The 24411-nt window shown below is 39.8% G+C and carries 19 protein-coding genes and 2 riboswitches; of the genes, 15 read left to right on the forward strand and 4 right to left on the reverse strand.

Translation table 11 applies throughout. From position 1 onward, the window contains the following. Positions 1-60: 60 nt before the first annotated feature. On the reverse strand, positions 61-807 hold the full coding sequence (locus AC6CH1_RS18810) for an alpha/beta hydrolase (RefSeq protein ID WP_340733395.1): 747 nt from the start codon (positions 805-807) through the stop codon (positions 61-63). A gap of 186 nt (positions 808-993) precedes the next feature. Here AC6CH1_RS18810 and AC6CH1_RS18815 point away from each other — a divergent pair, with 186 nt between their 5' ends. From AC6CH1_RS18815 to AC6CH1_RS18860, 10 genes are all read left to right on the forward strand, one after another. Continuing rightward, positions 994-1881, forward strand: coding sequence for a LysR family transcriptional regulator (locus tag AC6CH1_RS18815; RefSeq protein ID WP_498318806.1), 888 nt, complete (start codon positions 994-996; stop codon positions 1879-1881). A 5-nt stretch (positions 1882-1886) separates the two neighbouring features. Next, the gene (locus AC6CH1_RS18820; protein WP_498318807.1) at positions 1887-2729 is read left to right on the forward strand and encodes a tetratricopeptide repeat protein; all 843 of its coding nucleotides are present in this window, start codon (positions 1887-1889) and stop codon (positions 2727-2729) included. A gap of 143 nt (positions 2730-2872) precedes the next feature. Beyond that, positions 2873-3364 carry a chemotaxis protein gene (locus tag AC6CH1_RS18825; protein ID WP_251691691.1) on the forward strand — a complete coding sequence of 164 codons (492 nt, stop codon included), beginning with the start codon at positions 2873-2875 and terminating at the stop codon, positions 3362-3364. A 144-nt stretch (positions 3365-3508) separates the two neighbouring features. Continuing rightward, on the forward strand, positions 3509-4894 hold the full coding sequence (gene hemG / locus AC6CH1_RS18830) for a protoporphyrinogen oxidase (RefSeq protein WP_498318808.1): 1386 nt from the start codon (positions 3509-3511) through the stop codon (positions 4892-4894). Between the two features lie 87 nt (positions 4895-4981). Then, a riboswitch (SAM riboswitch) is annotated at positions 4982-5079 on the forward strand. A 102-nt stretch (positions 5080-5181) separates the two neighbouring features. Then, a complete protein-coding gene (locus AC6CH1_RS18835; RefSeq protein ID WP_251691695.1) occupies positions 5182-7026 on the forward strand; it encodes a bifunctional homocysteine S-methyltransferase/methylenetetrahydrofolate reductase in 1845 nt (614 codons plus the stop codon). Further along, positions 7019-10450 carry a methionine synthase gene (gene metH / locus AC6CH1_RS18840; RefSeq protein WP_498318810.1) on the forward strand — a complete coding sequence of 1144 codons (3432 nt, stop codon included), beginning with the start codon at positions 7019-7021 and terminating at the stop codon, positions 10448-10450. The genes AC6CH1_RS18835 and metH overlap by 8 nt, the downstream gene beginning before the upstream one ends. A gap of 69 nt (positions 10451-10519) precedes the next feature. Next, the gene (locus tag AC6CH1_RS18845) at positions 10520-11032 is read left to right on the forward strand and encodes a GNAT family N-acetyltransferase (protein WP_498318811.1); all 513 of its coding nucleotides are present in this window, start codon (positions 10520-10522) and stop codon (positions 11030-11032) included. Positions 11033-11160: 128 nt separating this feature from the next. After that, positions 11161-12192 (forward strand): Delta(5) desaturase DesA, encoded by a 1032-nt coding sequence (gene desA, locus AC6CH1_RS18850; protein ID WP_498318812.1) that lies wholly within the window; start codon positions 11161-11163, stop codon positions 12190-12192. An 88-nt stretch (positions 12193-12280) separates the two neighbouring features. Then, entirely contained in the window at positions 12281-13417 is a 1137-nt protein-coding gene (locus AC6CH1_RS18855; RefSeq protein WP_427714274.1) for a sensor histidine kinase, read from the forward strand. Continuing rightward, positions 13414-14028: a response regulator transcription factor gene (locus AC6CH1_RS18860; RefSeq protein WP_065216319.1), complete on the forward strand. Its 615-nt coding sequence runs from the start codon at positions 13414-13416 to the stop codon at positions 14026-14028. Before AC6CH1_RS18855 ends, AC6CH1_RS18860 begins: the two co-directional genes overlap by 4 nt. A gap of 88 nt (positions 14029-14116) precedes the next feature. On the opposite strand, the gene AC6CH1_RS18865 is transcribed toward AC6CH1_RS18860, so the two are convergent. From AC6CH1_RS18865 to AC6CH1_RS18875, 3 genes are all read right to left on the reverse strand, one after another. Beyond that, complete coding sequence (locus AC6CH1_RS18865; RefSeq protein WP_498318815.1) at positions 14117-15088, reverse strand: proline dehydrogenase family protein; 972 nt, start codon at positions 15086-15088, stop codon at positions 14117-14119. Between the two features lie 324 nt (positions 15089-15412). Then, positions 15413-16765, reverse strand: a complete 1353-nt coding sequence (locus AC6CH1_RS18870) for an ammonium transporter (RefSeq protein ID WP_251691705.1) — start codon at positions 16763-16765, stop codon at positions 15413-15415. Between the two features lie 29 nt (positions 16766-16794). Then, positions 16795-17136, reverse strand: a complete 342-nt coding sequence (locus AC6CH1_RS18875; RefSeq protein WP_079523171.1) for a P-II family nitrogen regulator — start codon at positions 17134-17136, stop codon at positions 16795-16797. A 362-nt stretch (positions 17137-17498) separates the two neighbouring features. On the opposite strand from AC6CH1_RS18875, the gene AC6CH1_RS18880 reads away from it, so the two are divergent. The 5 genes from AC6CH1_RS18880 to AC6CH1_RS18900 all read left to right on the forward strand — a co-directional run bounded on the left by AC6CH1_RS18880 (position 17499) and on the right by AC6CH1_RS18900 (position 24239). Further along, a complete protein-coding gene (locus AC6CH1_RS18880) occupies positions 17499-18968 on the forward strand; it encodes a nicotinate phosphoribosyltransferase (RefSeq protein WP_251691707.1) in 1470 nt (489 codons plus the stop codon). A gap of 18 nt (positions 18969-18986) precedes the next feature. Continuing rightward, on the forward strand, positions 18987-19811 hold the full coding sequence (gene nadE, locus AC6CH1_RS18885; RefSeq protein ID WP_251691731.1) for an NAD(+) synthase: 825 nt from the start codon (positions 18987-18989) through the stop codon (positions 19809-19811). Positions 19812-19963: 152 nt separating this feature from the next. Further along, positions 19964-20905, forward strand: a complete 942-nt coding sequence (locus AC6CH1_RS18890; protein WP_251691709.1) for an AAA family ATPase — start codon at positions 19964-19966, stop codon at positions 20903-20905. Then, a complete protein-coding gene (locus AC6CH1_RS18895) occupies positions 20905-22092 on the forward strand; it encodes a DUF58 domain-containing protein (RefSeq protein WP_498318816.1) in 1188 nt (395 codons plus the stop codon). Before AC6CH1_RS18890 ends, AC6CH1_RS18895 begins: the two co-directional genes overlap by 1 nt. Further along, positions 22089-24239: a transglutaminase-like domain-containing protein gene (locus AC6CH1_RS18900; protein ID WP_251691714.1), complete on the forward strand. Its 2151-nt coding sequence runs from the start codon at positions 22089-22091 to the stop codon at positions 24237-24239. The genes AC6CH1_RS18895 and AC6CH1_RS18900 overlap by 4 nt, the downstream gene beginning before the upstream one ends. Before the next feature lie 31 nt (positions 24240-24270). Beyond that, positions 24271-24372: riboswitch (purine riboswitch) on the forward strand. Positions 24373-24411 lie beyond the last annotated feature (39 nt).

Raw genomic sequence — 24411 nt, forward strand, 5'->3', positions numbered from 1 at the left:
AAAAACGGGGATTTTTGCAAGGGGACACAATGTCATGTATAAGCTAAAGTGGGCTAACGATTATTCTTTCCACTTTAACCCTTCAAAGAAACGGTAAATTTCTTCAAACACTAATTCACGTTCTTTACCTAATGTTAATATATGTCCGGAATTAATGAAAGTTTTAACTGATTTAATTCGTGAATTTACTGAACTATAAATTAAGTCGGCACTTTCACAATAATATTCATCATCTTCCAAGCCACGTAAAATGTGGACTGGTGTTTGGATAACATTAAGTTTTTCACTTGTTTCGTTAATCATATTTTGTAAATAGTTTAATGAAGGCATTTTTACAAGTTCAGCAATTTTATTACGGCTATCAACTGTCTCATCATAAGTGCCTGATAACTTTTTATAGTTAATAGCATAGTCAATAATACGATTTTGTAAACTATCTGTTGATTTTGCTGTTGCTGGAGCAGACATTGTAACAATCGCTTTTGTCGGACGTTCTTCACCAAGCTTTAAAGAGAATATGCCGCCGAGAGAAACACCTGCTACCGCAATTTCATCATAGCCACGATTACGCAATTCATCATAGCCTTCTATAACACTGTCCCACCATTCAGCGGGTTGTGATTGAATTAATAAGTCAGGGCCACCACCATGGCCTTTATATAATGGTGCATGTACTGTATAGTTACGATCCGCTAAATATTTTCCTAAACGTTTTACATCATTTGTATTGCCGGTAAAGCCATGCAGTAATAAAACAGCACGTTTCCCGGATTCAATTGTAAAAGGTTTCGGCGCGATGAGTTTCATTGTCAATTAGACCCCTTTTTTTATGTCAATTTTATATATCTTCAAAAAAATGCTTGAAATTTTAAAATAATTTTGTTATGAAAAGCTCTTGTTATCGACTATTATAAAGGTATTAATATATAAGTACAATTTATTATTTTTATTGTTTCGATGCAAAAAAGTTATGAATGATGTGAGGTATGTAAAATGGAGATTGAACAGCTTCAATATTTCAAAACCGTTGCTACAATGCAACATATGACACGTGCGGCAGAAGTTTTAGCGATTTCCCAACCGGCGTTAAGTAAGTCCATCGCGAACATTGAACAAAATTTGGGAGTACCACTTTTTAACCGCGAAGGAAGATCCATCTATCTGAACCGTTTTGGCGAGCTTTTCTTGCAAAGTGTCAATGTCATTTTGGATGAATACGATCGTATTAAAGAAGAATTTGAAGATATTATCAAACCGGGTTCTGGAGAAGTATCATTTGGCTTTATTCATACACTCGGTATGGAGATTGTGCCGGAACTGATTGCTTCAACAAGTGAGGCATTTCCGAATATGCAATTTTCTTTGACACAGGCGACTTCATTAAGCCTATTAAAGCGGCTTGAAGAAGGAGCCATCGATTTGTGCCTATCGCAAAAAATAGAATCAAAAGTAATTGAAATAGAAACAGAAGAATTATTTGTGGAAGAGCTGTTTGTTATTGTCCCGACAACACATCGATTAGCACAGCAAGATGCTGTCAAATTTGAGGAAGTAAAGAATGAACCATTTATTGCGATTAAAAAGGGGAATTCGCTCCGTCAATTAGTGGATGAGCTTTTTTTAGAGCGGGGCATTGTGTTAAACACAACATTCGCTGCTGAAGAAATGCATACAGTAGCAGGATTTGTCGGTGCGGGAATGGGTATATCCGTAATACCGAATATTAAAGGGCTTGATCATTATAAAGTAAAACGTTTGAAGTTAGATCCGCCCTGCTATCGCTCAGTCTGTGTTTCATGGGCGAAAAATCGTTATTTGCCTCCAGCAGTATCCGAATTTAAACAATACTTACTGGATTATTTTCAGCAAAGAGAAGAGTGAATAATATGGAGCACAATCAATTTAAAACCTGGCTGAAACAACATGAAATCGAGCATGAGAAAAAGTGGCTTGAACGATTTGAATCGGCAATTTATGGGGACGAGCAGGCAATTGTTAATATCGCATTGTTATATAAAGAATATGGACAATATGACGAAATGTACGACTTGCTAGATAAGGCAAGTAAGCGGCAAAATAGTGAAGCTATGTATGAACTAGGAAACTGTTATTTTGAGGGTCTTGGTGAAAAAGGCAGCGAGCATCAGGCGTTCTTACTCTACAAAAGTGCTGCACAATTAGGTCACCGTGCTGCAATGAATAATTTAGCAGATATGTATTTGAACGGTGAAGGAACAACAGTTGACGAACAACAAGCGCTCAGATGGTTCAAGAAAGCTGCGCAATTAGGTGTCGCTGAAGCGATGTTTACACTCGGAATGATGTATGAACAAGGATTGGGAACCGAATGTGATGAATCACAGGCCTTTGCCTATTATTCTCGCAGTGCAGAACAGCAAGATGTCGAGGCAATGTATCGCATTGGTATGATTTATTTTTCAGGAGAACTAGGGCAACAGCAAGATAACGAAAAAGCGTTGGAATGGTTTTTAAAAGCGAGTGAACAGTTTCATGTCGATGCAACATTTAATATCGGCTACTGCTATGAATATGGTTATGGTGTAACCCAAGATAACGAAAAAGCAACCCATTACTATAAAAAGGCAAGTTTACTTGGTGATTTAGAAGCGACAAAAAAAGTTTTAAGCTACTATGAGATGACGGATGCAGCTGAAGCATCCAAGTGGCGGGAAAAGCTAATAGTTCTAAATAACGATATATATGAATAATAATGTGATAGAGACAATAAAAGTTTTAATTTCCTATTTCCCTGTCATAATTTAGACCCATTTCATGGGGAAAAATAGGTTTAATTTTAGTGAGAAATAGGAAATATATTATAAGGGGAAAGTATTAAGAAGGGGGAATTTCCATGTTTATGTTTGCAGTCCATCAATTCTCTTCTGAACACAATGAGGATAGTATTCAAAAACTACAACAAATGCTATTAGAACAGAGAGAGAATCTGACGACGCTATGTACAATCGTTGAATATTTAAAAAGTTATGTCCAAACAGGATTAGATCATAAAGATGTTGTTAAATACAAGCAAAAAATCCAAATGATGACGGATAAACAAATCAAACGTTACAATCAGATTGATGAGCTTATCAATACTAATATTTTGGAATTGAAGAAGGGTAAAACAGCAGATAATACCGCACTTATATATGGTAAAGAAGTTCGGAAAATTGAGTCTGGTGTTCGTACTTTAAAACTGTTTGCGAGCGATGCAGTGAATATGTTAGATCTAAATAAACATTTAGAAAATCGCAGTAGTGAACGTATACGTTATTTTGATAAACGCTCCACGTCTTTGGAAGCAGAAATTATTTCCCTAACAAAGCAACTATCTTATAAATAAATTAAGAGGCCATCCTAACATAGTTTTTTGGTAGGATGGTTTTTCTTATGTGGTTCTATAAATTGTAATACCCCACTGACCATATTTCGCATAAAAAAGTTTATACTTATAAAAGAGAAGCGAACGAAATAGGAGAGAATGGATATGAAAACAGTAGTAGTTGTAGGTGGCGGGATTACCGGGCTATGTACGATGCATTATTTGAAAAATAAAATGCATGAGCAAAATGTGGAAGCACGGTTAATACTGATTGAAAAGAACGCATATTTAGGCGGGAAAATTCATTCCGAAAAGGATAAAGGTTTTATTATGGAAACGGGGGCTGACTCAATTGTAGCTCGCCATCCAGGGGTTTTAGAGCTTGTAAAAGAGCTTGATTTTGAATCAGAGCTTGTCTATAACGAAACAGGAATTTCTTACATTCATACGAATAATGAGCTCCATGCAATTCCGGCAGGATCGACATTCGGTATTCCGATGAGTGTGGAATCACTCATGTCGAGTACGTTAATTTCTGAAGAAGGAAAGAAGAGAGCACTTCAAGATTTAGAAATCCCGAATACTAAATTTACAAAAGAAAGCTCGATCGGTACGTTTTTGGAGTATTTTTTAGGGGAAGAAATTGTCCGCAAGCAAATTGCCCCTGTATTAGCGGGTGTTTATTCAGGCGACTTATATCAATTAAGCCTGGCATCCACATTGCCTTATTTAGTGGACTATAAAAACAAATACGGATCGATTATTAAAGGATTCGAAGCACATCGAGAGCAATTTGAAAAAGCTGCGAATAAGAAGTTTATTTCTTTCCGCTCAGGTTTATCGGCATTGATCGATCGCTTAGAGGAACAGCTGCCGGAAGTTGAATTCATGAAAAATACAGTAACAAAGCAAATCCGTAAAAAAGAAGAGCAATATGAAGTCGTGCTGGAAGAAGAAATAATTTTATCGGATGTTGTTGTATTGGCTGTTCCAAATGAAACAGTACGTCATGTCATACAGGATGACTCACTGGAAGAACAGTTGAAAAAGTTCACGACGGCATCTGCTTTAACGATGTATTTGGGCTTTGATGTACCGGATGATATTTTACCGGCAGATGGTACAGGCTTTATAGTTTCGCATAATAGTGATTTAGTTTGCAATGCGTCAACATGGACGAGCCGTAAATGGAAACATACATCGGCGGAAGGTAATTTACTTGTTCGCCTGTTTTATAAAAATATTAATCCGCGTTATGAAGAGTTGGCTGTTATGTCTGATGAAGAACTTACGAAAGTTGCATTGGAAGATATACGTGTTAGCTTAGGTGTTGAAGCGGAGCCGACAGTCGTCAATGTAACAAAGTGGGTTGACCAAATGCCCCGCTATGATTTGGCGCATAATGAAGCATTATCGGAAGTTATACAGCAGCTGGCAAATGATTACCCGAATGTTCTATTAGCGGGATGTGCCTATTTCGGAGTAGGAATCGGTGCCTGTATTTTAAATGGAAAAAAAACAGCTGAACAAATTATTAGTCGAATTATGTAAAGAAATACTTCATTCGGCTAAAGGGTATTGACGGAAGTATTAGATAACGTTATGATTCATTTAATTATTTTAAAAATTCATATTATTTTCTTATCAAGAGAAGTAGAGGGACTGGCCCGATGAAACTTCAGCAACCAACGTTAAGTCAGGTGCTAAATCCAGTGGCAAATGCCAGAAGATGAGAAGGGATTAAGTTGATAACTATTATGCCTTCTTTTATTTAATGAAAGAAGGCTTTTTTGTATCGTTAATATACTGAAAATACTGTAAATGATGGAGTGAAGGCAATGGGTTTACTTGAAGAATTACAAACACGGGTTTTAACAGCAGACGGGGCAATCGGAACACTTCTTTATTCATATGGATTGGATTATTGTCATGAAGAGATGAATATTGCACGTCCTGATATTATAGAAAAAATTCATAGTGAATATATTGCGGCGGGTGCAGATATTATTCAGACAAATACATACGGAGCCAACCGAATTAAGCTTGCACGTTATGGCTATGAAAATCGTGTTAAGGAGTTTAATGAAGCTGCGTTAAAAATTGCAAAGCGTGCTGCTTCCCTGGATGGACAATATGTGCTGGCGACAATCGGTGGTATTCGTGGAATCCGAAAAAGTGATGCGACATTAGACGAAATTTTAACTGCGTTCCAAGAACAAGCGGAAGTATTACTAGCTGGTGAACCAGATGGATTCTTACTGGAAACGTATTACGATTTTGAAGAATTATCGCATTGTGTCCATCTATTACGTTCTATGACTGATTTACCGATCATTGCCCAAGTGACAATGCAGGAGCCGGGTGTCCTTCAAAATTTAATGTCTTTAAATGAAGCACTTCAGGATTTAGAAAGACTAGGTGCGGATATTGTTGGGAGTAACTGCCGATTAGGTCCTTTCCATACGATTCAGGCATTTGAAGGAGTCAATTTACCGAATAAGGCCTTTCTATCGGCTTACCCAAATGCATCATTATTAGATATTGAAGATGGTCGTGTTGTCTATGAATCGGAAACCGACTATTTCGCACGTGCAGCCGTTGAACTTGTAAACCAAGGAGTCCGTTTAATTGGCGGGTGCTGCGGGACGACACCGAAGCATATTGCAGCCGTAAAAAAACGTTTGGCGAATATGCAGCCAATCGAAACGAAGGAAGAAAAACACAGGTCTACACAATTCGTCCGTATTCCGGAGCCACGTAAACAAGAGCCGCTCCACGAAAAAGCAAAACGTGAACGCTCTGTTATTGTTGAGCTGGATACACCGCGTCACCTGGAAATCGATGGGTTTGTCGAAGGGGCAAAACAGCTGGCAAAAGCGGGAGCCGATGTCATTATGATGGCTGATAACTCACTTGCTTCGCCGCGCATCAGCAATATCGCGATGGCCGCTATTTTAAAAGAGCACGGAATTCGTTCATTGCCGCATTTAACGTGCCGTGACCGAAATTTAATTGGGCTTCAGTCACATTTAATGGGACTTGATGCGTTGGAGCTTCATGATATTCTGGTCGTAACAGGGGACCCGACAAAAGTGGGGGATTTCCCGGGAGCGACGAGCGTATATGATGTTTCGTCAATGGAGCTCATTTCCTTAATTAAGCAGTTAAATAAAGGTGGTTCTTTTACTGGGAAGTCACTCCGTAAACAGGCGAATTTCTCGGTGGCCGCTGCTTTTAATCCGAATGTCCGTGTGTTGGATCGTGCTGTTGCCCGTTTAGAGAAGAAAATCGAGCATGGTGCAGATTACTTTATTTCACAGCCGGTTTATACGAAAGAAAAGATTATCGAAATCTATGAGGCGACTAAGAATTTGGAAACACCGATTTATATCGGGATTATGCCACTTACTTCATCACGCAGCGCGGAATTTTTACATCATGAAGTACCGGGCATTAAATTGTCCGATGAAGTACTTGCGCGTATGGCTGCCTGCGGGGACGACAAGGAAGCATCGGCAGCAGAAGGAATCGCAATTGCGAAAGAGCTGCTCGATACGGCATGCAAATATTTTAATGGTATTTATTTAATTACACCGTTTTTACGCTATGATATGACGCTGGAATTAATGGACTATGTAAAACAATATGATGTGGAAAGTAAAGGAGTTCAGTCGAATGTATAATCACCCAATTCATGAGCAATTACAAAAAAGAATACTTATCATTGATGGTGCCATGGGGACGATGCTTCAGGCAGAAAACCTAACATATGAAGATTTTGGCGGGGAAGACTTAGACGGTTGTAATGAAAACCTGGTACTTACGAGACCCGATGTTTTAGGCAAAATTCACCGTGAATATTTAGCTGCAGGCGCTGATATTATTTGTACAAATACGTTTGGCGGAACACCGCTTGTTCTGGATGAGTATGACCTAGGGGACAAAGCGGTAGAAATTAATAAGCAGGCGGTTGAAATTGCACTAGAAGCAGCGAAGGAGTTTTCGACACCGGAATGGCCGCGCTTTGTCGCAGGTGCAATCGGCCCTACGACAAAAACATTGTCGGTAACAGGCGGTATAACATTTGAAGAGCTGGAAGAAAACTTTTATATCCAGGCAAAAGCACTAATCGAAGCGGGAGCGGATTTGCTTTTAATGGAGACCTCCCAGGATATGCTCAATGTTAAAGCGGGAACGATTGCCATTCACCGTGCATTTAAAGAACTCGGCAAAGAGCTGCCTGTCATGATTTCAGGGACAATTGAGCCAATGGGAACAACGCTTGCCGGGCAATCAATCGAAGCATTTTATATTTCAATCGAGCATATTAAACCATTGTCTGTCGGACTGAACTGTGCGACAGGTCCGGAATTTATGACCGATCATATCCGTTCATTGGCGGAGCTTTCGAACGGCTATATTAGCTGTTATCCGAATGCCGGTTTACCGGACGAGGAAGGCTGCTACCATGAAACGCCGGATTCATTATCGAAAAAACTGCAAGGCTTCGCAGAAAAAGGCTGGTTAAACATCGTCGGCGGCTGCTGTGGTACAACGCCAGCACATATCGCGGCGATCCGTGAAGCTGTAGATGGCTATAAACCGCGTGAGCCGAAAGATGTAACACACGGACATGTCGTATCAGGTATCGAGCCATTGCAATACGACGAATCTATGCGTCCGTTATTTATCGGGGAGCGTACGAATGTTATCGGCTCTCGTAAATTCAAAAACCTGATTGTTGACGGCAAATTTGAAGAAGCTGCGGAAATTGCGCGTGCACAAGTTAAAAACGGGGCACATGTCATCGATATTTGTTTAGCAAACCCTGACCGTGATGAAGTAGAAGATATGAAAAACTTCATGCAGGAAGTTGTGAAAAAAGTTAAAGTGCCGCTAGTTATTGACTCTACAGATGAAAAAGTAATGGAAGTCGCACTGAAGTTTTCACAAGGGAAGGCCATTATTAACTCGATTAACTTGGAAGATGGAGAAGAGCGTTTCGATGCTGTTATGCCACTTGTGAAAAAATATGGGGCTTCGCTTGTTGTCGGTACGATTGATGAAACTGGAATGGCTATTACACGTGAGCAAAAGCTTGAAGTTGCGAAGCGTTCTTATAAGCTCTTAACAGAAAAATGGGGCATGTCAGCAGAAGACATTATCTTTGACCCGTTAATGTTCCCGGTAGGTACAGGTGACGAGCAATATATTGGTGCCGCTGAGGAAACAATCGAAGGAATTCGCCTCATTAAAGAACATTTACCTGGCTGCTTAACGGTGCTCGGTGTAAGTAATGTTTCGTTCGGCTTACCGCCAGTTGGGCGTGAAGTATTGAATGCGGTGTATTTATATCACTGTACACAGGCAGGCCTGGACTATGCGATTGTAAATACTGAAAAACTGGAGCGCTATGCATCGATTCCTGAAGAAGAAATCAAGCTGGCGAACGATTTAATCTTCAATACAAATGATGAAACACTCGCTGTATTTACTGACTTTTACCGTGATAAAAAGAAGGATGCAGTTGTGAAAGAATTGCCGGCGACAGTGGAAGAACGCCTTGCGTATTACATATTGGAAGGTACGAAGGAAGGGTTAATTGAAGATTTAAATGCAGCTCTTGAAAAGTTCGATACACCGCTTGATATTATTAACGGACCATTAATGGCAGGGATGGCGGAAGTCGGCAAGCTGTTTAACGAAAACCAGTTGATTGTAGCGGAAGTGCTACAAAGTGCCGGTGTCATGAAAGCGGCTGTAGCTCATTTAGAGCAGTTTATGGAAAAGGGTGATACGAGCGCCAATAAAGGAACAATGGTATTGGCGACGGTAAAAGGCGATGTCCATGATATCGGGAAAAACCTGGTAGACATTATTTTAAGCAATAACGGCTATCGTGTTGTAGATTTAGGGATTAAAGTAACACCTGCACAGCTGATTGAAACAATTCGAAGAGAAAAACCCGACTTTATCGGCTTGTCAGGTTTACTTGTAAAATCGGCTCAGCAAATGGTCATTACGGCACAAGACTTTAAAGAAGCCGGTATTGATATTCCGATATTAGTAGGAGGCGCGGCATTGTCACGTCGCTTTACTGAGACGAAAATTGCCGATCAGTATGATGGACCGGTAATCTATTCAAAAGATGCAATGCAAGGATTGGAACAGGCGAATCGTTTAATGAATACAAATGAGCGTGATGTATTAATAGAAGAATTGCGTGATGCAAGAGAAAAACGTGTGGAATCGGATGCGAAGCGTGCAGCACGTCCGGCAGTGGCAGTACTAGAAAAGCCGGTTCGAACAGTGGGAGATACCGCTGTTTGGAAGCCGAAAGATCTAGTGCCGCATATTAAGCCGGATTATTCGGTAGCGCATTTACACCCGTATGTGAATATGCGTACATTGATCGGGCATCATTTAGGGCTTAAAGGAAACTTGGAGCAATTGCTTGCAGATCAGGATGACCGCGCAATTTTATTAAACGATTTAGTGAATGGTTATTTAACAAGCGGTGGATTGAGTGCTTCAGGAATGTATCAATTCTTCCCTGCACAATCCGATGGTGATGATGTTGTCGTGTACAGTCCGAAAGATGCAAAAACGGAAATTAAACGCTTTACATTCCCGCGCCAGCAAGCTGCACCATATTTATGTTTATCGGATTATTTAAAGCCGGTTGATAGTGGTGAAATGGACTATATTGCATTAATGGTCGTAACGGCGGGTAAAGGGGTAAGCGAAAAAGCAAAAGAACTGAAACAAGCAGGCAAGTTCTTGGAGAGCCATGCATTACAAGCAACTGCACTTGAACTTGCGGAAGGCTTTGCGGAGCGTATTCACCAGGAAATCCGTGATCAATGGGGCTTCCCGGATGCAACGGACTTTACGATGCGTGACCGATTTGCAGCGAAATACCAAGGACAACGATTTAGCTTTGGCTATCCTGCATGTCCAAATTTGGAAGACCAGGAAAAACTGTTCTCTCTATTGAAACCGGAAAAAATTGGCGTACATTTAACGGAAGGCTTTATGATGGAGCCGGAAGCAAGTGTATCGGCGATTGTGTTTGCTCACCCGGATGCACGCTATTTTAATGTATAATTGATTCAAAAATACCGCTTTACCTTATTTAAGGTAAGGCGGTTTTGCAACCTTTAGGAGGAAAAGATGATGATTCGACGCGCAACAAAAGAAGATATACCGACGATTTTGGAAATATTTAATGATAATATCCTAAACTCCACAGCGATTTACATGTACAAGGAACAAACATTGGAAGACCGCTTAAGATGGTTTGAACAAAAACAGGCTTCAGGTTATCCGCTATTCGTATTTGATGAAGATGGTGAAGTAGCGGGTTATGCAACGTATGGAAGTTTCCGTGATTATCCAGCAAACCTTTATACAGTAGAACATTCAGTATACGTGCATAAAAATCATTATAAAAAAGGGATTGCCAGTAAACTGATGCACGCAATTATAGAGGAAGCAAATACAAAAGGTATAAAGACAATGGTTGGATGTATCGATAAAGAAAACATCGCCAGTATTAAAATACATGAGAAATTCGGTTTTTTATATAGCGGAACAATCCGCAATGCCGGTTATAAATTCGGGAAATGGCTGGATTTAGTGTTTTATCAATTAGATCTGGATGGTCCGGAAAATCCCCGGGAAAGTTAAAGGGTACTCGAGTTGTTACCAGGTCATATGACATCTGTCATAAAAAATATATGATGTTTGAGCGTTTTATCATGTTCGTTCTTTTTATATGATGAGGTTAATAATTTTGTGAAAAGAGGGATCGACACATGGTAAGCACACATGCAGATAAAACAAAGCAGCTGAGAAAAGATGTTGCGCCGTTTGCAAAATCAGAAACGCGACTTAGTATTCAACAAATATTAAATACGCTTGTACCACTTGTATTAATTTGGGGAGCAGGTTATGTATTGCTCCAGTACTCTCCTTGGTATACGGCATTATGTAGTATCCTTGCTTCAGGATTTGTTATTCGTGCATTTATTATTTTCCATGACTGTACACACGGTTCATTCTTCAAAAGCAAAAAGGCGAATGCCATTATCGGAAATATTACAGGTATTGTGACATCGTTCCCTTATGAAAAGTGGAAACGCGAGCATACGATTCACCACGCGACAAGTTCAAACTTGGATAAGCGCGGGATTGGCGATATCGATATGCTGACAGTTGATGAATACCTTGAAAAGTCAAAATTAGGTCGTTTAGGTTATCGTTTATATCGTAACCCGATTGTCCTGTTCGGTTTAGGACCACTATTTATGGTACTTATACTGAATCGTTTCAATCGTAAAGATGCAAAGCGTAAAGAGCGCTTAAACACGTATTTCAATAACATCGCATTATTAGTTATTTGTACAACCCTTATTTTAATATTTGGTTGGTCAACATTCTTATTAGTACATGGTTTAACATTGTTTATTGCAGGTTCATTAGGGATTTGGCTGTTCTATATTCAGCATACTTACGAAGATTCATACTTTGAAGTTGATTCGGAGTGGGATTATGTAAAAGCTGCAGTAGAAGGAAGCTCATACTACAAATTACCGAAAGTACTGCAATGGATTACAGGAAATATCGGATTCCACCACGTACACCATTTGTCACCGCGTGTACCGAACTATAAGCTGGAAGATGCACATGAGTCAATCAAGCCGCTTCAACAGGCAACGACGATTACATTAAAGACAAGCTTAGAATCAATTCGCTACAAATTATACGATGCCGACAATTACCGCTTTATTACATTTAAAGAAGCGGCAGAACTTGAGAGATCGCGTAACCGAACTGTTGCGAACTAACTTTATACAAAAATTAAGGTACCTCAATTTATAGCTTGAGGTACCTGTTTTATTATAGAATATAGGTAAAAAGAGAATCGAGGCAATTATGCAAACATGGTATAGTATCATCCCGAAAAGTCCGATGTTGAGTATTTATATATGGATAATCTTTTGTATTATGCCATTTTTCTTCATTATACAATCGTTCACATTATGGCAGATTATTTTAGGGATCACTTTAATTTTTAGTTATTTCTTGTGTCATTATTTTTCATTCAGTGCTAGACCTGGACTGAAGTATATGTGGATCAGCTTTCAAATGTTGCTGAATATCGCAATGACACTTGTATTTGGCTACGTATATTTGGCATTGTTTACCGCGTTTTTCATCGGTAATATTAAACAGCCAGTTGGGTTTTATATTATGTATGGCTTACATATAGGCTTTACCGTTCTTTCGATTGTCGGGGGTTACTTCATCTTCCTTGACTTATTTTTATCGCAAACACCATTTATTATTATTAATGTGCTGGGTGTTGTGCTGTTGCCGTTTACGCTCTTTTCAAGAACGCGACGGGAAAACCTGGAGGGTGAGCTGGAAACAGCGCGGGAACGTATTTCAGAATTGACGGTTATTGAAGAACGTCAGCGTATTGCACGCGACTTACACGATACACTTGGTCAAAAACTTTCCATGATTGGTTTAAAAAGTGACTTGGCAGCACGACTGGTTGAGAAAAGTCCGGAACAAGCCATTATAGAAATAAAGGATATTCGCCAAACTGCGAGCGTCGCGCTAAAAGAAGTACGTGAGCTTGTAGCCGACATGCGCGCAGTAAGGGTGGAAGAAGAGCTCTATCGTGTGGAACAAATATTAAAAGCTGCACAGATTAAACTGCGGTTAAATGGAGATAAAAGTGAAATCAAAATGCCGATTTTAGCGGAAAATGTTATTAGTATGTGCTTGAAGGAAGCAGTTACAAATATCGTCAAACATAGTAAAGCGACGATTTGCCGTATTAGCTTTTATCAAAGTGATGATGAATTCAAAATGACGATTCAGGATAATGGGGTTGGCTTTGAATACTCCAATACATTACTCGGTGGAAATGGCTTAAAAGGGATGCAGGAGCGTATTGAATTTATCAATGGTTCACTTGAAATAGAGAGCGATGAAGGGACGACGGTCGTGCTGAAAATACCGTTGGCGATCACGCATCAAAAGGGAGAGAACGTGAAATGATTCGAATTGTAATTGCTGAAGATCAAGGAATGCTGCTTGGGGCGATGAAATCATTGCTCAGCATGGAAGAGGATATGGAAGTAGTCGGCCTTGCAAAAAACGGTGAAGAAGCAATTGAAATGGTAACAGAATTAAATCCGGATATTTGTATTATGGATATAGAAATGCCGATCAAAACTGGGCTGGATGCTGCCGAAGCGTTAAGGGGAAGCGAATGTAAAATCATTATTTTAACGACGTTCGCGCGACCAGGTTATTTTGAACGTGCTAGAAAAGCGGGAGTGCGCGGCTATTTATTGAAGGACAGTCCGATTGAGGAGCTTGTCAATTCCATTCGGATCATTATGGATGGGCGTCGCATTTACGCACCGGAGCTAGTGGATTTTGTATATGAAGATGATAGTGAAAACCCGCTCACAGAACGGGAAAGCCAAGTGCTGGAACTTGTTGCGGAAGGGAAAACGACAAAGGAAATTGCCGCAGAACTTTATTTATCGGCAGGTACAGTACGAAACTACATTTCTGTCATACTTGATAAACTTGGTGTAGGTAATCGAATTGAAGCAATCGCACGCTTCAAAGAAAAAGGCTGGAATAAAAAGAAGATGTAATTGAGCCTCAAACTAATTTAAGTACTAAATAAACCCCCTTATTTTGTCTGTGAACAAAATGAGGGGGTTTCTGATTGAGGTAAGCCCTTTATTTCTTTTTCGTTAATCGCCCGAGAAGGTATGCTCCCGCTGCTACTGCCAGTAAAGTGTTTGTCTTTTTATTGAACACTTGTTTAGTGACGAGACTGATGTTTTGTGGACGTTCTGCTAAGCGACGCATGAAATAGCCGTACCAGTCCTTGCCATATGGTACATATACACATACTTGATAGCCTTCGCGTGCAAGTTCCAGCTGCAAGTCTTTACGGAACCCGTAAAGCATTTGGAACTCAAATTTTTCTTTCGGAATATCATATTGCTCAATGTAATACTTCACATGCTTAATAATATTGTGGTCATGTGTGGCAATCGATGTAAAATGTCCGTGCGCTAAATGATATTCAATCAGCTCGATAAAGTTGATATCAATATCAAGTTTATCCTGGTAAGCTACTTCTTCCGATTCTTTATAGGCACCCTTTACAACCCGTAGACGGAAATCCTTAAAGTTTTCAATATCGTCTTTTGCGCGGTGGAAGTATGCTTGAATGACTGTTCCTACATTATTGAACGATTTTGCAAGTTCCTCCACAATATCGAATGAAGGCTGAAGTCGCTTATAATCTTCCATGTCAAAATTGACGAAAATGCCGTATTCATGGGCACGTTCCACAATTTCATATAAATTGTCGTAGCAGAGGTCAATGTCGATATCCAACCCTAGCTGTGAAGGTTTCAAGGAAATGTGTGCATCCAATTCTTCAACCTGAATGGCTTCGATCATAGCTAAGATTTCTTCTTTCGCTTGTGTTGCTTCTGACTCATCAGTAACGTATTCGCCTAAGTTATCAACAGTGCAAGAAATCCCTTGCTCGTTTAATTTACGAATACTTTCGATTACTTCTTCGATAGTTGTCCCTGCAACAACGCTTTGTGCACCCAATTTTAAACCGTATTGCTGCGCTGCATTAGTAAGAGTTTGGTTTTCAGATAATGAAATGAAAAAATCACGTAATGCCATAAAAACATCTCCTTAAAATTCGTCATTTTCTTAAAATTATACCATAGCGCTATTTTCGTAGATTACGAACAGCTGCCTTAATTAATACCCGTTTTAATCTTCTGCATGCGGTTAAACGCTACATTGTTAAAGTGAATACCTTTTCTATCATATGTTGCTCCTTCACTATCAATTTCTATATATTAGGATAATCCTAATGAGTAAAGAAAGCAAAATAACAAGGAGCTGTCTGAAAAAACTTTCAGAACAGCTCCTTGTTGAGTTTATAATTTATTGAAAGAATGGTTCGAAAATGTGTGGGGGAAGGGGGCACACATTTCGCTTTTAGCTCTTGGTAGAGCTTAAAGAATTCGGGAACCCTGTTTTAGTTTTAGACCCGCTATCTTGTAAGTTAGAAGGAGTAGGAACTCTTCCTAAGTTCGTTAGACGTTGGGCAAAACTGTCATTTGATTTTGTAAGACCTTTAAAAGTTTCCTGCATTTCATAAGCGTATGCGCCATGTTCTGCAATATCCAAACCTTGGACTTCTTCTTCGTGTGTAACACGTAGAGGAATAAATACTTTAATAATATATGTTGCAATGGCAACAGTACTCGCAGTCCACGCAATTACTGCGACAACACCTAATGCCTGCACGCCTAGTAATTCAGCACCTCCGCCGTAAAATAGACCGCCACCAGCAGTATCAAATAATCCGACTGCTAACGTACCCCAAATACCAGCTACACCATGTACAGCAACAGCACCAACCGGATCATCCACTTTTAGTTTATGTTCAATAAAGCGGACCGCTTCTACTAACACAACGCCACCAACAGCACCTGCAATAATAGATCCGACAATGCTTAAGTTAGCAGCACCGGCAGTAATACTTACTAAACCAGCTAAAGCACCGTTTAGTGTTAAAGAACCATCAATAAAGCCATAACGAAGACGTGTATAAAATGCAGTAGCAATTACACCAGCAGATGCAGATAAGAAAGTATTTGCAATAACGCCAGGAACTAATGCTGGATCTGCTGCCAATGTTGATGCACCATTAAAGCCATACCAACCTAACCAAAGGATGAAAACACCTAATGCGCCAAGTGGAATGGAGTGACCGGGAATAACGTTTACAACACCTTTAGCATACTTCCCGACACGAGGACCGACGATTGCTGCAACTACTAGAGCTCCAACAGCACCAGTTAAATGTACAACAGTTGAGCCGGCAAAATCGACGAAGCCTAAAGAAGTTAACCAGCCATCACCTTGCCATACCCAATGCCCGACAACTGGATAAATAATTGCTGTCATGATAATGACCAAGGCGATATAGGCCATAATATTTGTACGTTCAGCAACAGCACCTGAAATGATCGTTGCACATGTTGCAGCAAACATTGCCTGGAATACGAAAAATGCGATATCATCTACACCGCTTAATGCAAAACCGGAAGTGCCGATCAATCCGCCGGAGCTTTCACCGAACATAATGGCATATCCGACTGCGAAATAGACAAGACCCCCGATTGAAATTGTTAAAATGTTTTTCATTAAAATATTGACGGCATTTTTAGAGCGTGTAAACCCTGCTTCCACCATCGCGAATCCCGCATGCATGAAGAATACGAAAAACGCCCCAAGCATTACCCAAACTAAGTTAATCGATAATTCCAATGCTTCATTCGTCATTAAAAACTCCTCCTTTTAGGTACACTTTTTTAGTCAATTGCAATTGAGCCAAGCTCTTTTGTGCGTATACGAATTGCCTGCTCTACAGGATAGATAAAGATCTTACCGTCACCAACTTCACCTGTAGAAGCTTCACGCAATAATACATCAATAATCGGTTGAACTTTTGCGTTGTCAACAACCATCTCGAGCTTGAGCTTTTGCGAAAATTCCATTGAGAAAGAGTTTCCGCGGAACAATCCGATTTTTCCCTCTTGTCGCCCAGCTCCGGCAATCTCGGAAATACTTAATCCATCAATTCCTTCAAGAGCTAACCCCTCTCGAACTTGTGCAAACACCTCAGGTCGAATAATCGCTTCAATTTTTTTCATGCTCAACAACTCCTTGTGTTATGTTATCTAACATGATAAATTGAATTTTCGGATAAATCAATAACTAATGTTAGGAAAATTAACATGAATTTTCGATTGGTTTAATCGCATTGTGAGATGATGTCAAAAAAAGGAAGGTGGGATAAGGTTTGTTGGATGGTTGAAATCCGGAAGTTGATTGCCCGACTGAAGTTTCGAAACGTTTTTTATTTAGTCAATTGGGGAAAACTATATAACCAGCACAGCAAAATAAACTGCCATGTAAAAGTAGGTCACATGGAAGAAATAATCTTCATACTTCGAATTAATTGAAGATGGTGTATACTATGACTAAATTATGTTTTGGAAGAAGGGAACTTACGATGAACGATAAGTATGTAGATGATAGTTTTGCTTTGCATACCGATTTATATCAAATTAATATGGCGGAAAGCTATTGGGCAGACGGAATGCATAACCGAAAAGCTATATTTGAGTTGTATTTCAGACAATTGCCGTTCGGGAACGGCTATGCAATTTTTGCTGGTTTGGAGCGCATGCTGAATTATTTAAAAGACTTTCGATTCAGTGAAACGGATATCGCATATTTACGAGATGAACTTCATTATAAAGAAGATTTTATCGAATACTTAAAAACGATTCGTTTTACAGGTTCCGTGTATTCGATGGAGGAAGGTGAACTTGTTTTTGCAAACGAACCGATTGTGCGAATTGAAGCGCCGCTAGTGGAAGCACAGCTGATTGAAACAGCGCTATTGAATATCGTAAACTACCAAACGCTGATTGCGACAAAAGCGAGCCGTATCAAACAAGTTGTTCAGAAAGAAATTGCAATGGAGTTCGGTACACGCCGCGCGCAAGAGATGGATGCAGCTGTTTGGGGAGCTCGTGCCGCAGTAATCGGCGGTTTTGAATCTACTTCAAATGTACGAGCAGGGAAGCTGTTTAATATTCCTGTATCGGGTACACATGCACATGCATTAGTTCAAGCATATAAAAACGATTATGATGCATTCCATTCCTATGCCAAGCGTCATAAAGACTGTGTGTTTTTAGTTGATACGTACAATACATTAAAGTCAGGTGTTCCGACGGCGATCCAAGTAGCAAAAGAACTTGGCGATAAAATTAACTTTATCGGAATTCGTTTAGACAGCGGAGATATTGCCTTTCTTTCAAAGGAATCACGCCGAATGCTTGATGAAGCAGGTTTCCCTGATGCGAAAATTATCGTTTCAAATGACTTGGATGAATATACGATCTTAAACTTAAAAGCGCAAGGTGCCCGAGTGGACATGTGGGGAATTGGTACAAAACTCATTACTGCATATGACCAGCCTGCTCTAGGTGCTGTCTATAAAATGGTTTCCATCGAAAATGATCATGGTGAAATGGAAGATACGATTAAAATTTCAGCTAATGCTGAAAAGGTAACGACACCTGGTTTAAAAAGAGTCTACCGGATTATTAATAAAAAAAGCGGGAAATCAGAAGGGGACTACATTGCGATGGCTGATGAAAATCCTGCTGCTGAAGAACGAATTAAAATGTTCCATCCGGTGCATACATTTATCTCAAAATTCGTAACGAACTTTGAGGCGAAGGAATTACACCGAAAAGTGATTGATAAAGGTGAAGTTGTTTATGAAAATCCAACATTAATGGAAATCCGTCAATATGCGTTCAACAACTTGGATTTACTTTGGGATGAATATAAACGTTCGTTAAATCCCGAGGAATATCCAGTCGATTTAAGTCAAAAATGTTGGGATAATAAAATGCGCAATATCCAAGAAGTGCGCGATATGGTAACAGAACTCGAAGAACGATAAGGAGTGAGGACATTGTCTATGTTGCAAAAACAAATTATTGAAGAGTTAAAAGTACAGCCAACAATCGATGTAGAACAGGAAATCCGTAAGTCTATTGATTTTTTAAAGGAATACGCAAAACATCATCCTTTCTTAAAAGGATTTGTGCTCGGTATTAGCGGTGGCCAAGATTCAACGTTAACGGGTAAGCTAGCACAAATGGCTGTTGATGAACTAAATGAAGAAGCGGGGTCATCCGTTTACTCGTTCTGGGCGGTAAGATTACCTTATGGCAAACAATTCGATGAAAAAGATTGCCAAGATGCACTCGATTTCATTCAGCCTACAGAAGTGTATACAGTTAATATTAAAAATGCTGTGGATGCAAGTGTAAATGCGCTTTTGGAAGCAGGAATTACGTTGAGTGATTTTGCAAAAGGAAATGAAAAAGCACGTGAACGAATGAAAGTTCAATATTCGATTGCAGCATCGAATGATGGTGTCGTACTTGGCACGGATCATGGTGCAGAAGCAGTAACGGGCTTTTATACAAAGTATGGTGATGGTGGCACGGATTTAATGCCGATTTTCCGTTTAAATAAACGCCAAGGTCGTGCCATTTTAAAACATTTAAACTGTCCTGTACATTTATATGAAAAAATTCCGACTGCAGATCTAGAGGAAAACCGACCTGCGTTGCCGGATGAAGTAGCACTTGGTGTTACGTACGAGCAAATTGATGATTATTTAGAAGGCAAGGAAATACCCGAGCAGGCACGTGAGAAGCTTGAAGGGCATTACTTGCGCTCGATGCATAAACGTCATATGCCGATTACAATTTTCGATGATTTCTGGAAACAATAATACACATTAGAACATGATAAATCACCTTACTTCTTTTTGATGAAGTGGGGTGATTTTCCATTTTAAAGGGAAACTAGTTGTGCTCGCATTTTGTTTTCGTTATGCTTAAACTACATGCCAAAGAAGCAACGATTTCAAGTGGGAGGACTATTATGAATGAGCAGATCGAAGGAATAATCAGGAATATTGAAAAAGTGATGATAGGTAAAAGAGAGATTGCCGAGCTAAGTATTGTTTCACTATTAGCAGGAGGGCATGTATTACTGGAAGACGTGCCGGGCGTTGGGAAAACGATGATGGTACGTGCGCTTTCAAAGTCTTTAGGCGCAAGCTTTAAACGTATTCAATTTACACCGGATTTACTACCATCTGATGTAATAGGTGTTTCTATATATAATCCGAAAACATTGCAGTTTGAATTCCGTCCGGGGCCGATTGTCGGCAATATTGTATTAGCGGATGAAATAAACCGTACTTCACCAAAAACACAGGCCGCTTTGTTGGAAAGTATGGAAGAGGGGTCAATTACGGTAGACGGTGAAACAATTCAATTGCCGAAACCGTTTTTTGTAATGGCAACACAAAACCCGATTGAATATGAAGGGACATACCCGCTTCCGGAAGCGCAACTTGACCGTTTTTTACTGAAAATAAAAATGGGCTATCCGACAAAAGAAGAGGAAATCGAAGTGCTGAATCGTGCCGAAAGGTCTGTTCCGATTGATGACCTTTTCCCGGTATTAACAATTGAACAGCTGAACGATTTAAGAGAACAAGTAAAACAAGTACATGTAGAAAATAATATTAAAGAATATATCGTGTCGATCGCACAGCATACACGTCATCATGAAAATGTGTATTTAGGTGTAAGTCCCCGTGCCTCCATCGCATTAATGCGTGCCGCGCAAAGCTATGCCTTTATGAAGGGGAGAGATTATGTCATCCCCGATGATATTCAATATTTAGCGAAATTCGTGTTCGGCCACCGAATTATTTTAAAACCAGAAACACGCTATGAAGGAATTACGGAAGAACGAGTGATTGAAAGTGTTCTGCGTTATGTCCATGTTCCTGTGAAAAGGTATATACCGTAATGAAGGGAATTAAGCAGTTTCTGAAGCATGGCGGGCGTTTAATTACCGTTGTTTCGTTGCTCATTATTACGTATTGTTATGCAATGTTCCAAGGGGGCTTTGTAAGCTGGTTTGTTTTCTTCACGATTCTACCGTTTTTGGTCTATTCAATTTTACTGGCGATTATTCCGATTCGTTTTAAAGAAATATCCCGTACTTTATCGAAGGAACGAATTGAAAGTGGGAGCAATGTACAAGTTACCGTAACATTTCGGAATACGAGCTGGTTTCCGTTTGTTTTCATGATGGTCCGAGAACTGCCGATGAGGGAACAACATTTTGAAAAACCGAATGGAAATGTAACGAAACTATTTTTAGTTGGGTGGAAACGCGAGTTTAAGTGGACTTATGAATTGAAAGAGTTAAAACGCGGGGAGCATCATTTTAGAGGATTGCTGTTTACATGTACGGACTTTTTTGGATGGACAATACGGAATGTTGTAATAAATCACCCGCAGCTATTTTTAGTATATCCGAAAGTATCCGACGTCAATTTATTGCCGATTGGAATGCAATATGACCATGGGACAAGCCAGTCCCGCTATTCTTTAATCAAGGATACAACGGTTGCGACAGGGGTTCGCGAATATGTACCCGGTGACCGCTTTTCCTGGATTCACTGGAAATCATTTGCGAAAAATGGTGAACTGCGCACGAAAGAATTTGAAGATCAAAAATCGCAAAATACCTTTGTGCTAATCGATCGTGCAGTACAGAAGAACTTCGATAATGTTGTCGATTACACAGCGTCTTATATAAATAAAATTGTAAAAAAACAGGGCGATGTTTCACTGTTAAGTGTTGGAGTTGACCGTTATTTTACGCCTATAATTAAAACAGGCAAACAATATGAAAAGGTGCTGCAGCATTTGGCGACAGTTGAACCGGATGCTCAGTTTGGTGTCGAACGTCTGTTATTTGAAGAACAGAAAATGATGAGCCGCTCTATTGTTGTCATAATAACGGGTGAAATGACTCCGGATTTGCAAGAAGTACTGAATGCCGGAACGAAATATGCCCGCAAAATTATATGCTTTGTTGTAAGTGACCAAAAAGATCCGGTTCCACATATAAGCCAAAATAATGAAGTGCATTATATTGGGATGGACGAAATCCAGCGAACGTATTCGGAGGTGAAGCACGCATGAGACGCAGCACAGCCGAAAAAGTAGAACTCGCGATTTTTTATTTTGTTGTTTTTCTGATTTTACGAGAATGGCTAGTGCCGGTTATGGAGTTGACGAACACCGGCTACTTTACGCAATTTGTATTATTCATAGGAATTTGTTTAATTCTAGGTATCTATTCACTGCCTTTTATTATTAACTGGCTCGTTAAATTAGCTTATATTACGTGGTTTATTGTCAGTGTGTATAAAGATGAGGCATTGACGACGATGCAATTTTTATCAGAAGAACTGAAATATAATTTGGATATACTGCTTGCGGGAGAGTGGATTTATGTAAGTGACCCATTCAGGACAAGCCTGTTTTTCATATTAATTTGGATGCTGATTTATTTAATTCAGCATTGGGTAAGTGTGCGCTATAGCATTTATTATTTCCTGGTGCTTACAGTATTTTTCATCGGGACACTCGATACCTTTACGGAATACGATGGCACAACGGCAATAATAAAAGTAATGCTGCTAGGTCTTGTGCTTACATCTTTGCTGTTTATAAAACGGCTTATGCAGGCAGCGGAAATGCAAAAAGACTGGATGAACTACTTGAAGTATGCAACTCCGATTATTATTTTTGTCATGATGGCAGGTATTGTTGCAACACTTATGCCGAAAGCAGAGCCTCAATGGTCGGATCCGGTGCCGTATGTAAAAAGTATAGCGGGTATTGGAGGTAATGGGAGTCAGTCAGTTGCAACAGTTGGTTATGGGGAAAATGATGAGCAACTGGGCGGACCGTTTGCAGGTGACAATACGATTATCTATGAAATAAAAACACCGATCCGTCAATATTGGCGTGTGGAAACAAAGGATGTTTATACGTCTAAAGGTTGGGAACAATCGAGTGATGAGTCTGTACAGTACACGCTCCTGTTATCAGATCCACTGTCGCTTTCAATCGAACCTGGAAACGAAGACCCCCAATCGGTGGAAGTACAGGCTATAAGTGAAGAATATTTGTTTCTGTTACAGGCCTATGGAGTTACTTCTTATGATTTAAACGGGATGCATACCGGGTTGCAGTATAATACAGGCAATGAGAAAATTTTGCCGCTTATCAATAGTGATGTTATAGCGCCTGCATCATATGAAATGACCTTCCAGCAGCCGGAATATAGTTATGTAGCTCTGAAGGAAACATTATCTTCAACTGAAAGTAACCCGCGCTATTTACAGCTTCCGGCTAATTTACCGCAGCGTGTAACTGATTTAGCGCATGAAATTACGGAAATGTATGACAGTGTATATGACAAGGCGCGGGCTATTGAAGGTTATTTTGCGCGTAGTGGTTTTCAATATGATACGAAAAATGTACAAGTACCTTCAGCGGACCAAGATTATGTAGACCAATTTTTATTTGAAACAAGACTTGGCTATTGTGATAACTTCTCTACTTCAATGGTTGTCATGTTGCGCTCAATAGGGATTCAGGCGCGTTGGGTAAAAGGTTTTTCAAGCGGAGAACGGATCGGTGCACAAGACGGTACGTTTACGTATCAGGTGACGAATAATGATGCCCACTCATGGGTTGAAGCGTATATTGACGGTATTGGCTGGATGCCGTTTGAACCGACAATTGGGTTCAGCAATCCGATGAATATTAACTATGACGTTGATTTCGAAGCTCCGGAAGAAGAGCAGTTACCTGAAATGGAAGAACCGGAAGCACCAAAGCCGGAGTTGGAAGAGCAAGATACAACTAAGCAATCAACTAACGGTACAAGTGGAATAGACTGGTCAAAATATAAATGGGTGTTGTACGGGTTACTGGCACTTGTTGTGATCGGGTTAATTATTGCATGGAGAAAACGCGGAAAGTGGCAACCGAAACTTGCTGTCCAAATGAATCGTTCAAAATTAGAAAAAGCGGCAACATTTGAAGAAGCTTACTTTGTATTGTTGAAACAACTGGAGCGCATTCATTTAAAACGAGGGCAAGATGAAACGTTGCAACAGTTTGCAATACGTGTCGATCGACAGTTGGATACGACAAAAATGAGTGAGTTGACGGCGTTTTATGAGCGTCTTATTTATGCGAAAAAGACCGATCAAATGAACACGGCTGAAATGAAAGAAATTTGGGAATATTTAATCAATCGTACGAGTGGTTGATTTTAATGCGACGAAAGAGTAAAATTTAGAAAAATAAATAGTATTGTGCCTTCATATAAGTCTGGTAATATGGTCCAGATGTTTCTACTAAGTTACCCTAAATAACTTATCTATGACGGTGGGTCTCACTATATCCTTATAAGGCATAGTTATACCCACTTGAAGAAGAGAT

This window comes from Solibacillus sp. GQ1 (genome assembly GCF_059758555.1).